At 63.4% G+C, this 12,391-nt stretch carries 10 protein-coding genes and 1 riboswitch; of the genes, 3 read left to right on the top strand and 7 right to left on the bottom strand.

The genetic code is table 11. The features are described 5' to 3' along the window. Positions 1 to 9 precede the first annotated feature (9 nt). The 5 genes from ACYPXD_RS23055 to ACYPXD_RS23035 form a co-directional block, all read right to left on the bottom strand. The gene (locus ACYPXD_RS23055) at positions 10 to 3,195 is read right to left on the bottom strand and encodes an efflux RND transporter permease subunit (protein ID WP_459716410.1); all 3,186 of its coding nucleotides are present in this window, start codon (positions 3,193 to 3,195) and stop codon (positions 10 to 12) included. 132 nt (positions 3,196 to 3,327) lie between these two features. Further along, on the bottom strand, positions 3,328 to 4,512 hold the full coding sequence (locus ACYPXD_RS23050) for an efflux RND transporter periplasmic adaptor subunit (protein ID WP_459716407.1): 1,185 nt from the start codon (positions 4,510 to 4,512) through the stop codon (positions 3,328 to 3,330). A 454-nt stretch (positions 4,513 to 4,966) separates the two neighbouring features. Further along, the gene (locus ACYPXD_RS23045) at positions 4,967 to 5,521 is read right to left on the bottom strand and encodes an RNA polymerase sigma factor (RefSeq protein ID WP_459716405.1); all 555 of its coding nucleotides are present in this window, start codon (positions 5,519 to 5,521) and stop codon (positions 4,967 to 4,969) included. Between the two features lie 555 nt (positions 5,522 to 6,076). Further along, positions 6,077 to 6,457 (bottom strand): fluoride efflux transporter CrcB, encoded by a 381-nt coding sequence (gene crcB / locus ACYPXD_RS23040; RefSeq protein WP_459716403.1) that lies wholly within the window; start codon positions 6,455 to 6,457, stop codon positions 6,077 to 6,079. Between the two features lie 111 nt (positions 6,458 to 6,568). Beyond that, a riboswitch (Fluoride riboswitch) is annotated at positions 6,569 to 6,630 on the bottom strand. 59 nt (positions 6,631 to 6,689) lie between these two features. Then, complete coding sequence (locus ACYPXD_RS23035; RefSeq protein WP_459716400.1) at positions 6,690 to 7,892, bottom strand: ammonium transporter; 1,203 nt, start codon at positions 7,890 to 7,892, stop codon at positions 6,690 to 6,692. A 360-nt stretch (positions 7,893 to 8,252) separates the two neighbouring features. Between ACYPXD_RS23035 and ACYPXD_RS23030 the strand changes: the two genes are divergently transcribed. Continuing rightward, entirely contained in the window at positions 8,253 to 9,923 is a 1,671-nt protein-coding gene (locus tag ACYPXD_RS23030) for a sensor histidine kinase (RefSeq protein ID WP_459716396.1), read from the top strand. On the opposite strand, the gene ACYPXD_RS23025 is transcribed toward ACYPXD_RS23030, so the two are convergent. Both ACYPXD_RS23025 and ACYPXD_RS23020 read right to left on the bottom strand, forming a co-directional pair. After that, positions 9,910 to 10,236, bottom strand: a complete 327-nt coding sequence (locus ACYPXD_RS23025) for a hypothetical protein (protein WP_459716394.1) — start codon at positions 10,234 to 10,236, stop codon at positions 9,910 to 9,912. The two genes, ACYPXD_RS23030 and ACYPXD_RS23025, sit on opposite strands and share 14 nt — an antisense overlap. 170 nt (positions 10,237 to 10,406) lie before the next feature. Next, positions 10,407 to 10,988 (bottom strand): DJ-1/PfpI family protein, encoded by a 582-nt coding sequence (locus ACYPXD_RS23020; protein WP_459716392.1) that lies wholly within the window; start codon positions 10,986 to 10,988, stop codon positions 10,407 to 10,409. Between the two features lie 125 nt (positions 10,989 to 11,113). Here ACYPXD_RS23020 and ACYPXD_RS23015 point away from each other — a divergent pair, with 125 nt between their 5' ends. Next, positions 11,114 to 11,581, top strand: a complete 468-nt coding sequence (locus ACYPXD_RS23015) for a GNAT family N-acetyltransferase (protein WP_459716389.1) — start codon at positions 11,114 to 11,116, stop codon at positions 11,579 to 11,581. Further along, positions 11,578 to 12,063, top strand: a complete 486-nt coding sequence (locus tag ACYPXD_RS23010) for a hypothetical protein (RefSeq protein WP_459716387.1) — start codon at positions 11,578 to 11,580, stop codon at positions 12,061 to 12,063. The genes ACYPXD_RS23015 and ACYPXD_RS23010 overlap by 4 nt, the downstream gene beginning before the upstream one ends. Positions 12,064 to 12,391: the final 328 nt, after the last annotated feature.

The raw sequence follows: 12,391 nt of genomic DNA, 5'->3' as shown, positions 1-12,391 counted from the left end.
GTACGCCCCTTATTCTTCATAGACCGATGCGCCGACCTGCACATGCGGATGGTTGCCATGCCTGTCGACGAGATGCTCGTCGCCGGTCAGCTTGCGCAGCACGACATAGAACACGGGTGTCAGCATGAGCCCGAAGAAGGTCACGCCGAGCATGCCGAAGAACACCGCGATACCCATCGCGCGGCGCATCTCCGCGCCGGCGCCGACCGAGATGACAAGCGGCACCACACCCATGATGAAGGCGATCGACGTCATCAGAATCGGCCGCAGGCGCAGCCGGCACGCTTCGATCGCCGCGTCGACGATCGAGCGTCCGCCCATTTCGAGTTCGCGTGCGAACTCGACGATCAGGATCGCGTTCTTCGCCGATAGCCCGACGAGCACCATCAGCCCGATCTGCGTGAAGATGTTGTTATCGCCGCGCATGAGCCACACGCCCACCAGCGCCGACAGCAGGCTCATCGGCACGATCAGGATCACCGCGAGCGGCAGCGTGAGGCTTTCGTACAGTGCGGCGAGCACGAGGAACACGAGCAGCACGCTGATCGGGAAGATCCATAGCGCCGAGTCGCCGGCGAGAATCTGCTGGTAGGTGAGGTCGGTCCATTCGAACTTGATGCCGCGCGGCAGCACTTCCGCGGCGATCCGCTCGGCGGCGGCCTGCGCCTGGTTGGACGAGTAGCCGGGCGCGGGGCCGCCGTTGATGTCCGCGGCGGTGTACGCGTTATAGCGCACGACCATCTCCGGCCCGTAGGTCGGCGTCACTTTCACGACCGACGACAGCGGCACCATTTCGCCCGCGGCATTACGCGTCTTCAACAGGCCGATGTCGGCGGCGGTCGCGCGGAACGGCGCGTCCGCCTGCGCGCGCACCTGATAGACGCGGCCGAAGCGGTTGAAGTCGTTGATATACAGCGAGCCGAGATAGATCTGCATCGTATCGAACACGTCGGTGATCGAGATGCCCAGCTGCTTCGCGCGCACGCGGTCCAGATCGACGTTCAGTTGCGGCACGTTGATCTGGTAGCTCGAGAAGGTCGGCCCGAGTTCCGGCGTTTGCGCGGCCTTCTTCACGAACGCCTGCACCGCGCTATTGAGCGCGTCGTAGCCGAGCGCGCCGCGATCTTCGAGCTGCATCTTGAAGCCGCCGAGCGTGCCGAGACCCAGCACCGGGGGCGGCGGGAACACCGCGACGAAGGCGCCCTTGATACCCGCGTATTTCTGGTTCAGCGCGGCGGCGATTTCATTGCCCGATTCGCCCTTGCCGCGCGACGCGGACGGATACAGCTTGGCGAACATGATCCCGGCGCTCGACGAGTTCGTGAAACCATTCACCGACAGGCCCGGGAATGCGACTGCGTGCTGTACGCCCGGCTGCTTCAGCGCGATCTCGCTCATCTGGCGGATCACGTCTTCGGTGCGGTCGATCGATGCGCCGTTGGGCAGCTGCGCGAAGCAGATCACATAGTCCTTGTCCTGCGCGGGCACGAAGCCGCCCGGCACGATTTTCGCCATCAGGCCCGCACAGCACAGCAGCACCGCATAGACGCAGAGCATCAGCCCGCGGTGGCGGATCACGCCTTTGACGCCCTTGCCGTAGTTCTCCGAACCGCGGTTGAAGACGCGGTTGAAGTGGTGGAAGAAGCGCCCGAGCACCTTGTCCATGATGCGCGTGAGCCAGTCCTTCGGCGCGTGATGGTCCTTCAGCAGCAGCGCGGAAAGGGCGGGGGACAGCGTCAGCGAGTTGAATGCCGAGATCACCGTCGAGATCGCGATGGTCATCGCGAACTGCTTGTAGAACTGGCCGGTCAGGCCCGACATGAACGCGAGCGGCACGAACACGGCGACGAGCGTGCAGGCGATCGCGATAATCGGTCCGCTCACTTCGCGCATCGCCTCGTAAGTGGCCTCGCGCGCGCTCAGCCCGTTGCCGATATTGCGCTCGACGTTCTCGACCACGACGATCGCGTCGTCGACCACGATACCGATTGCCAGCACCATGCCGAACAGCGATAGTGCGTTGATCGTGAAGCCGAACGCGAGCATCAAGGAGAACGTGCCGATAATCGACACCGGCACCGCAAGCAGCGGAATGATCGACGCGCGCCACGTCTGCAGAAACACGATTACGACAATCACCACCAGCACGATCGCCTCGATCAGCGTGTGGATCACCGCCTTGATACTGTCGCGCACGAATTCGGTCGGGTCGTACGCGATCTTGTAGTCGACGCCTTCCGGCATATCGGCTTTGAGTTCCTTCATCGTCCGGTAGACGTTCTCGGCGATCGCGAGCGAGTTCGCACCCGGCTGCTGGTTGATGACCATCATCACCGCCTGCTGGTTGTCGAGCATCGCGCGCAGCCCGTACTCCTGTGCATCGAGATCGACACGCGCGACGTCGCCCAGGTGTGTGACCGCGCCGTTGGGCGCCGCCTTCAGGACGATGTCGCGGAATTCTTCGGCGGTCGTCAGGCGTCCGCGCGCGTTCACGTTCAGCTGCAGTGGCGCGTTCGACGGCGCGCCGCCGACGATACCGGCCGCCACCTGAATGTTCTGCTCGCGGATCGCGTTGATCACATCGGTGGCCGTCATATCGTGCTCGGCGATCTTCTGCGGATCGAGCCAGATACGCATGGCGTAGTCGCCCGAGCCCCACAGCTGCACTTCGCCGACACCGGGAATGCGGCTCAAGCGGTCCTTGACGTTGATCAGCGCGTAGTTGCGCAGATACGTCATGTCGTAGCGGCCGTCCGGCGAGATCAGGTTCACGCCCATCGTCAGCGTCGGCGAACTCTTGATGGTCGTGACGCCGAGGCGCTGCACTTCGTCGGGCAGGCGCGGCAGTGCCTGATTGACGCGGTTCTGCACGAGCTGTGTCGCGAGGTCCGGGTCCATGCCGAGCTTGAACGTGACGGTGGTCGTCATGTTGCCGTCGCTATTGGCCTGCGACTGCATGTACAGCATGTTCTCGACGCCGTTGATCTGCTCCTCGATCGGCGACGCGACGGTCTCGGCAATCACCTTCGGGTTCGCGCCCGGGTATTGCGCCTTCACGACCACCGACGGCGGGATCACTTCGGGGTATTCGGCAGTCGGCAGATTCACGAGTGAGATGATGCCGCCGAGCAGAATCAGCATCGAAAGCACGCCCGCGAAGATCGGCCGGTCGATGAAGAATCGGGATATGTTCATGATGGACTTCCGTCGTATTGCTTCGAATGGCTTCGAATGACTGCTTCGAATGACTGCTTCAAATCGCTGCTTGAAACCGCCGCTTCAAACTGCTGCATGAAACCGCTGCATGAAACCGCTGCATGAAACCGGTCAGGCCGCCGAACCGGTCGCGCGCGCGGCAGTGGCCATATCGACGTTGTGGACCTTGATGAGGTCGCCGGGACGCGCACGCTGGATGCCGCTCACGACGATCCGGTCGCCTGTTTTCAGGCCGCTCGTCACGACGCGCAGGCCTTCATGCAGTTCGCCCTGGACGATTTCGCGGTACTGCACGTGATCGGTGCTGTCGACGACGAGCACGAATTTCTTCGCCTGGTCGGTGCCGATCGCCGCATCGTCGATCAGGATGGCCGGATGCCGCTGGCCGCCGCCGACCTGCACGCGCGCATAGAGGCCGGGCACAAGCGAGCCGTCCGCGTTGTCGAGGCGCGCGCGCACGCGGATCGTGCCGGAGCTCGTATCGAGGTGGTTGTCGACGAAGTAGATCGCGCCCTCACGCGAATACGTCGTTTCGTTGGCCAGTTCGATCGACACCGGCACCGGGTGGCCGGCGTCGCGATTCAGATAGGCGAGATACGTGTGTTCGTCGACGTCGAACGCCGCATAGATCGGCGAGACCGACACGAGCGTCGACAGCACGGGCGCATTCGCGCCCGGCGCGACGACGTTGCCGACCGTGAGCAGCGCGCGCGACATGCGGCCCGCTACCGGCGCCGTGATATGCGTGTAGTCGAGGTTGACCTTCGCCGCCTCGAGCGCGGCCTGCGCGGCTTTCACGTTAGCGATCGCTTCGTGCGCGCGGCTTTGCGTTTCGTCGTAATCGCGCTTCGCGATCGCGTTGTCGGGCAGCAGGCGGTCGGCGCGCGCGGCGTCCGCGTCGGTGTATTTTTCGTGCGCGAGCGCCATGGCAAGCTGCGCGGCCGTGCGATCGACTTCGGCCTGATACGGACGCGGATCGATCGTGAACAGCGGATCGCCCTTCTTCACGAGTGCGCCGTCCCTGAAATGCACGGCGACGATCGTGCCGGGCACGAGCGGCTTGATCTCGACGGCGTCGATCGCTTCGAGCCGTCCGGAATAAACCTGATAGTCGATAATCGGACGCGAGATAACGGTCGCGACATCGACTTCGACTGCAGGCGGCGCCGCATGGTCGGCCGCCGCGGCCTGGCTCACCGGGCTCGCGTCATTGCGCCACGCGACGAGGGCGCCGGCCCCGCCGATCACAATGAGTGCGCCAAACACCCAGATCACTCGTTTTGAGTTTTTCAGCATATTGGTATCCCGACCGAATCAAGTTAATGCTTTAAAACGAAGGCGGATTCGACGGGCGAGTGGGTGCAGTGCCGCCTCGCAAGGAGGCTGCCTGACGCATTCGCACGACCGGGGTTGTCCGCCGCGACAAGAAGACTGCATGGAGGCCGCACACATATGCGGTCCACACGAAGCACATAACACCCGAGCGGCCGTTTAATGCCGAACTGGATCAGGTGAATTTCTTAAAAAACGATGTTTGCAACAGCGCAGAGAATTGACTCGTGCCATGCGCGCAGCGATTGAAAGGGTGGCGACGTGGCTTTGCAAAGTCGCCGTGATTGTCGCTGCAAGCATGCCGTCGGATAAACGCTGGAGCCTGGAGGAAACTATTGTGCGAAACGGCTTCACGTTTAATGTTTTGCGCGGAATAAGCGCCGGCGTTCGAGTGTTCGTGCCTGTTGCCACTGTGCGTTTACGCGATCTCATCTTCCGGTTGCTGCGGGTTCGATGGCGCGCGCGAGCGTAATCCGTGTTCGTCGGCGAGCGCGCCGATCGACCGGCGGGCACGCGCCAGCCGGCTCATCACGGTGCCGATCGGTACATCGAGGGCGACCGCTGCTTCCTGATAGGTCAGTCCTTCGACTGCGACGAGCAATAGCGTGCTGCGTTGCGCTTCCGGCAAACGCGCGACCGCCTCGATGATCTGCCGGTTCATCACGTCCTTTTCGGGGGTGCGTGCACCCGGGTCGGCGACCACTTCAAGCAGTGCGTCGTCCCATGCGACGTTCGTGCGGCCCCGGATGCTGCGCGCGCGTACCTCGTTGAGCCAGATCGAATGCGCGATCGCGTATACCCAGCTAAGCGGCGACGTACCGGCTTTCAGTTGATGCTGCCGTTCGAGCGCGCGCACGCACGTGTGTTGAACGAGGTCTTCGGCGTCGTGACGGTTGCCCGCGATCCGCAGCGAGAATGCCCAGAGTCGCGGCAGCAGGTCGGGGAGCAGGGTGGAGAAGTCGGAGCCGGCCATCGGTGCTGATTCCTGATGGAATGCGGACGGCGCGCGTGCCGTTCAGGGAACCGCGAACCGAATAAGGTTCGGGTGAGGTTTATTTTGACATTCGTGTCAATATTGTCAACGATGTCGACCATCGCGTAACGCGAACAGTGTTTTGCGTGCCGGAACGGTAATTCTCTCGTCACGGGTTGGCCGTGCCTTGCGGTTTTCGCTACGATGTGGCCCGTGTTGCCACCGCCTGGGAGCCGTTTTGCAGCCGCCGCGTTTCATCAGTTGCGCTTATGCCGCTCATGCCGGTCGCAATCGTTTCCGACGCCGTATGCGGTGATGACGGTGGGGCTGATCGTGGCAGCCGCGCTGTTTCTCTATGAGGCGCACAAGATCGTCGACGACGGTTTGCGCGACGAGGAAGCGTTTGCGGTGCTGGGCGCGGCAAACCGGCTGCCGCACGATGTCGAGGACGCGGAGAAGTCGAGTCGCTTCGCGGCGTTGCTTTGCGGCCTTGCCTCGCGGCGTTGCTTCGCGGTGTTATTTCGCAGCGTTGCTTTTCAGCGTTGCTTTTCAGCGTTATTTCGCCGCGATGCCGATCGTTGCGAGTCCGGCGATGGTCGCGATGACCGACGCGGCCACGTGAATCCCGATTTCCGCCGCCGCCCAGCCGTAGCGGCCTTCCTGCAACCGCTGCACGACTTCGGCGGAAAACGTCGAAAACGTCGACAGGCCGCCCATCAGGCCGGTGATGATAAAGAGCCGCCATTCCGGCGCGAGACTCGGATTGCGCACGAAGAACGCGACCGCGACACCGATGATGTAACCGGCAATCAGATTGGCCGCGAAGGTGCCGAGCGGCAGCGGGGGGAACACCCCGTTGAGGCGGATCGCCAGAAACCAGCGGAACAGTGAACCCAGCGCGCCGCCGATGCCGACGGCAAGAATCGATAGATACATGGAAAGGCCTGGAAAGTCGGAAACGTCGACGAACCCGGCTGACTGGCGGTTGACCGCAGTTCAGTTGCTGACGAACCGCGGACGTGATGACGCCGCGTCCGTAATCAGCCGGACGAAGCAGGCATCATCAGCCACAAGGGCGGTTAAAGGAGAATGCCATCTCCGGTGCGCAAGTCTATCATTGTCGTTCGCCAAACGGGGCGCGATGGACGGACGCCCCGCGCGGCCGCCGTCAAACGACCGTCTCGCGTTCGGGCGTCGACGAAATGCGGTGGATGGTCAGGTCCGCGCCATCGAACTCCTCTTCCTGTTCGAGACGCAGGCCGACCATCGCGCGAATCGCACCGTAGACGATCGCGCCGCCCGCGGCCGCGATCGCGATGCCGCCGAGTGTGCCGATCAGTTGGGCGGCGAACGACACGCCGCCCAGACCGCCCAACGCGCGCTGCCCGAAGATGCCGGCCGCGATGCCGCCCCATGCGCCGCACAGTCCGTGCAACGGCCACACGCCGAGCACGTCGTCGATGCGCCAGCGATTCTGCACGCAGGTGAACATATAGACGAACAGCGCACCGGCGAGCGCGCCGGTAATGAGCGCGCCGAGCGGATGCATGAGGTCCGATCCCGCGCAGACGGCGACGAGCCCCGCGAGCGGCCCGTTGTACGTGAAGCCCGGATCGTTGCGGCCCGCGATCCACGCGGTCAGCGTGCCGCCGACCATCGCCATCAGCGAGTTGACCGCGACGAGGCCGCTGATCCTGTCGATGGTTTGCGCGCTCATCACGTTAAAGCCGAACCAGCCGACCGCGAGCACCCAGGCGCCGAGCGCGAGAAACGGAATGTTCGACGGCGGATGCGCGGCGATGCGGCCGTCGCGATGGTAGCGGCCGTGCCGCGCGCCGAGCAGCAGCACGGCGGGCAACGCGATCCAGCCGCCGAAGGCATGCACGACGACCGAGCCCGCAAAGTCGTGAAACGGCGCGCCGAAGGTCGCGGCAAGCCAGTTCTGAATACCGAAGCGGCCATTCCAGGCGATGCCTTCGAAAAACGGATAGACGAAGCCGACCAGCACGAAGGTCGCGAACAGTTGCGGATTGAATTTCGACCGCTCGGCGATCCCGCCCGACACGATCGCCGGGATCGCGGCCGCGAACGTCAGCAGGAAGAAAAAGCGCACGAGCGCGTAGCCGTTATGCGCGGCGAGCATCTGCGCGCCGTCGAAGAACTGCACGCCGTAGGCGATCGTGTAACCGATAAAGAAATACGCGATGGTCGATACCGCGAAGTCGACGAGAATCTTCACGAGCGCGTTGACCTGGTTCTTCTTCCGGACCGTGCCGAGTTCGAGAAATGCGAAGCCCGCATGCATCGCGAGCACCATCGCGCCACCTAACAGCAAAAAGAGCGTGTCGGTGCCGGTTTTGAGGTTGTCCATTTATGTTGAAAATCTGCGTTGCGCAAAAAGCGCGCATTGGACGCAAAAAATGGGCCAATGTGGTTCCTGTGCGCGTCTATAAGGTGCAAGTCCGCACTGAAGTGGACTGATGGCGCAGTGGCGGGATAAGTGTTCCGCCCGGAATTCGCCGCGGTGGGTATGCGATGCGCACTACAACTGTGCTTTCGCCCGAAAATTGGGCGTTTGGATGTGCTATTTGAGGGCATAGTCTTCCAGTTCTATTACTACGCATATCCGATTAGAATCTCGCGCTATTTTTGTCAGGCCACTCAAACAACGACATAATGTCCGTCCCGCGTGCGCCGCCCGGCGGCGCCTTCGAATCCTGCCTGCGCTTCAATGAGACTGACCACCAAAGGGCTGTTGCTGATCGCGATTCCGGCCGTCATCGAACTGGCGTTGCTCTCGGGCATCGTCAAGGCGCAGGCGGACGCGCGCGAGGCGGAGCGATGGAGTCTGCATAGCGAAGACGTGTTGCACCAGACCACGGCGATTCTCGAACCGGTGCTGCTCGATTCATTGCGCGTGCGCGGCGCGGTGGTCGCCGGCGCGCGCGAGGCCGGCACGCCGGATACGCTGTGGGTCGAGATCGACCGGCGCATCGACCGGCTCGCCGAGACCGTGTCGAACGATCCGGTGCAGGTGGAGCGCGCGGTGCAGATCCGCCAGTCGGTGCAGGCATACCGTCAATGGACGGACCGCGTGCAGGACCTGATGCGCGCGGGCCGGCGGCGCGATGTGATCGAGCGCTTCCGCGATCTGGCGAACGCCGACGCCGTCGACAATTTCCGGCTGCAGGTCACCGCGTTCCAAACCGAAGAACGGCGGCTCGATGCCTTGCGCACGAGCGCTGCCGCGGCGGCGCGTGCGCGGCAGCAGGTGCTGATCGTCGCGGCGGTGCTCGGTTCGCTCGCGTTCGTGGCGACCGCATGCTGGCTGTTTACGCGAGGCGTAGGCGGCCGGCTCGACCTGCTGTCCGACAATGCGATCCGTCTGGCGAGCAACGAGCCGCTTGCGCCGCTCGATACCGGCAGCGACGAAATCGCGCGCCTCGATCGCACGCTGCATGAAACGAGCAGGCGTCTGCTCGAAGCGGAACGGCTGCAGGCGCGCTTCCAGTTCGATCTCGCGCGGCGCGCGGGCGAACTGGCGCGCACGAACGAAACGCTGCGCCAGCAGACCCAGGAAAACGAAACGTTCATCTATAGCGTGTCGCACGATCTGCGCGCGCCGCTCGTCAATCTGCAAGGCTTTTCGAAGGAACTGCTGCACGCCTGCGACGATCTGCGCAAGGCGGTGCGGCAATCGTCGCTGCCGGGTGCGCAGCGCGAGCATATCGAGCGGCTGATCGACGGCGACATCAGCGAGGCGCTGCATTTCCTGCAGACCGCGGTGCTGCGCGCGTCGCACATCATCGATGCGCTGCTGCGGCTGTCGCGCGTCGGGCGCGTCGAGTACCGGCGTCAGCAGGTCGACGTGCGTGACATCGTGCAGCGGGTCATCGATGCGATGCAGGTGTCGATTCGCGCGCGCCGCGCGCGCATCGTCGTGCATACGCTGCCGCGCGTCTGGGGCGATGCGACCGCGCTCGAGCAGGTATTCGCGAATCTGATCGGCAATGCGGTCAACTATCTGCATCCGGAGCGCGACGGCATTGTCGAGATCGGCACCGCGCCGGCGCCGCCGGGCGTGCAGTCGTTACGTATTTTCTACGTGAAGGACAATGGCCTCGGTATTCCGGAGGTCGCGCTGCCGCGTCTTTTCAATGCGTTTCAGCGCTTGCACGGCGATATTGCCGCCGGCGAGGGCATCGGCCTCGCGATGGTGCGCCGCGTCGTCGAGCGGCATGGCGGGCGCGTATGGGCCGAGTCGATGGAGGAGGTCGGCACGACGTTCTATCTGTCGCTGCCCGATTCCGCTTCGCGCTTGCCGCAGGAAGAAGAAGTCGCTGAAGAGGCGGGCGCGACGCACGACCTCGGTTTTGCGATCTGGCCGCTTAGCACGAGGTGAAAAGCCTGCGCGCCTTGACACGCTTCAGGCCGCAGATCAGCCAGTAGCAGGCGCATATCGCGAGCGCCGCGGCGACGATGAACCACGCGAGCGGCGCCGCATGGCTCGTGCGCGGTACGCCCAGGTGCGTAAGACCGCGGACCACGATCAGCGCCGCGCTCCACGCCGCCAATACCGCTTGCGCAATGAGCCGCGTACCGGCGCGGCGCCGCGCGCGATTTTCAATCGACCAGTTGGCGCGCGGGCGCAGACAAAAAAACGCCACCGCGGTCCACGCGATGGCGAGAATGACGATCCAGTTGGTCAGGTCCATCAAGAGGCCCTCAAAAGTCAGCCGCCGACTCTAGAGATGCCTTTGTTTTCAAACCATCGGATTAGTCTCAATCGCGCATGGTAGCGCCAAATTGCCGCTTATCGGGTCGCGCGCGGGCCGCATTCCATGCTGCACTTCATACCTTATGCCCTACGATCCACGCGCCGCGCTCAGAGTTCGATACGCGTGCCGAGCACGACGAGAAACTGGCGCAGCCATTCCGGGTGCGCGGGCCACGCGGGCGCGGTGACGAACTGACCGTCGGTATGCGCGGCATCGATCGCGATATCGGCATACTCGCCGCCCGCCAGTCTGACCTCGGGCGCGCAGGCGGGATACGCGGAAATGCGCTTGCCGCGAATCACATCGGCGGCGGCAAGCAACTGTGCCGCATGGCAGACCGCCGCGATCGGTTTGCCGTTCGACGCGAAATGGCGCACGACGTCGAGCACCTTCTGATTGAGCCGCAAGTATTCGGGTGCGCGGCCGCCCGCGATTGCCAGTGCGTCATAGTTCGCGGGTTCGATTTCGTCGAACGTCGCGTTCAGCGTGAACTGATGGCCTGGTTTCTCGCTATAAGTCTGATCGCCTTCGAAGTCGTGAATCGCGGTCTTCACGCGTTCCCCTGCGCGTTTGCCGGGGCACACCGCATCGACGCGATGGCCGACCGCCTGAAGTGCCTGAAAGGGCACCATCGTTTCATAATCTTCGGCGAAATCGCCGGTGAGAAAGAGAATCTTTTTTGCCGCCATCGAATGCCTCCGTTGAGGATGGAACACGTTGGTCGCTGACGAGTCTACTCCATCGAACTCGACGGAGGCGCGACAGAAACGCGAATGGTGAAGCGATGGCAATCAATCATATTGAGTGGCGAACTTTGCGAGCCGGTGACACGCCCGTGCTCGCCGACCTGTTTCGCGACGCGGTGATGCAACTCGCCGCGTCGCATTACGACGAAGCGGGCCGTGCCGCATGGGCGGCCTCGGCCGACGATCTCGAGGCGTTCGGCGCACGTCTTGCGCAGGGCCTGACGCTCGTCGCGGTATCGAGCGATGCGATCGCCGCGTTCGGGCAGTTGCATCCGGCCGATCATGTATCGATGCTTTACACGGCGCCCGCATTCGCGGGGCAGGGCATTGCGTGGACGCTGCTTGCGCGTTTCGAAGCGGTGGCGCGCGCGGCGGGCACGCCGGTGCTGACGGCCCATGCGAGCGCGAGCGCGAGGCGCAGCTTCGAACGTGCGGGGTTTCACGTGCTGGCCGAGGAGGACCTCGATCGCAACGGCGTATCATTGAAGCGTTTTCGCATGCAGAAGCCGCTGGTCGCGGCTCACATTCCTCAATGATTCCGTTCTCCCGACATCCGCTCGTTCGCTGTACCTTATTCGCCGCCGTGCTGCTTGCGGGCCTTGCCGCATGTCAGAAAAACGACGCGTCGGCGGGGCAGACGGGCAACAGTACACTCAACAACGTCGCGCAGCAGGCAGGGCAGAAACTCGATCAGGCGGCGAGCTATGTGGGCCAGCAGACCGACGCCGCGCGCGCGACGGTGCAGGGGAACGTCGCCACGGCGGCCTCCGATGCATCGAATCCGGCTGCAACCATCAAGATCGACCCAAGCCAGCTTGCGTCGACCGCGCAAGCCAATCTGCATGATGCGGCCAGCGCAACCAACGCGGCGCTTGCTAAAGCGGCAAGCACGGCGGGCGTCGGGCTCGAAACGGCGGGGCGCAAGCTGCAGCAGTGGTCGAACGAGAACTCGGGCAGTAATTCGGCTGCGGCATCGTCCGGCGATACGAGCGATGCGCAAAAGCAGATGGATAAATAGTGTTGCGTGAAATGCCAAACCGCGAGGACATCTTTAATGCGAACGCGGCGCGCAGGGCTAATGCGTAGAACGTTAACGCCGGATCGCTAACGGCTGACACTCGAACTCACCGTTGGAATGGCGAACGGCGCTGCCTGAAGTGAAAGTGAAGTGGTGCGTCGGCCTGTTGGCACATCGCGCGCACCTTTTGATGGATTTGTCTGCAAGCGCATTTGTCTGTAGATGTTGCAGCGCGGAACGCGTATCGCGCCTATGCGCAAGCGTTCTAACATTCCGTTACGCATCCCTGTGCCCGTTTGCGGCTTGACGGGTGCAACTGCGGCTAAAC

It is taken from the genome of Paraburkholderia sp. 2C, assembly GCF_054589215.1.
This window is presented reverse-complemented; position numbering and strand designations above follow the sequence as displayed.

What these genes read in the sequence shown, in the direction of transcription:
- ACYPXD_RS23055 (WP_459716410.1), bottom strand. Translation starts at nt 3,195, where the DNA reads ATGAACATATCCCGATTCTTCATCGACCGGCCGATCTTCGCGGGCGTG.
- ACYPXD_RS23050 (WP_459716407.1), bottom strand. Translation starts at nt 4,512, where the DNA reads ATGCTGAAAAACTCAAAACGAGTGATCTGGGTGTTTGGCGCACTCATT.
- ACYPXD_RS23045 (WP_459716405.1), bottom strand. Translation starts at nt 5,521, where the DNA reads ATGGCCGGCTCCGACTTCTCCACCCTGCTCCCCGACCTGCTGCCGCGA.
- crcB (WP_459716403.1), bottom strand. Translation starts at nt 6,457, where the DNA reads ATGTATCTATCGATTCTTGCCGTCGGCATCGGCGGCGCGCTGGGTTCA.
- ACYPXD_RS23035 (WP_459716400.1), bottom strand. Translation starts at nt 7,892, where the DNA reads ATGGACAACCTCAAAACCGGCACCGACACGCTCTTTTTGCTGTTAGGT.
- ACYPXD_RS23030 (WP_459716396.1), top strand. Translation starts at nt 8,253, where the DNA reads ATGAGACTGACCACCAAAGGGCTGTTGCTGATCGCGATTCCGGCCGTC.
- ACYPXD_RS23025 (WP_459716394.1), bottom strand. Translation starts at nt 10,236, where the DNA reads ATGGACCTGACCAACTGGATCGTCATTCTCGCCATCGCGTGGACCGCG.
- ACYPXD_RS23020 (WP_459716392.1), bottom strand. Translation starts at nt 10,988, where the DNA reads ATGGCGGCAAAAAAGATTCTCTTTCTCACCGGCGATTTCGCCGAAGAT.
- ACYPXD_RS23010 (WP_459716387.1), top strand. Translation starts at nt 11,578, where the DNA reads ATGATTCCGTTCTCCCGACATCCGCTCGTTCGCTGTACCTTATTCGCC.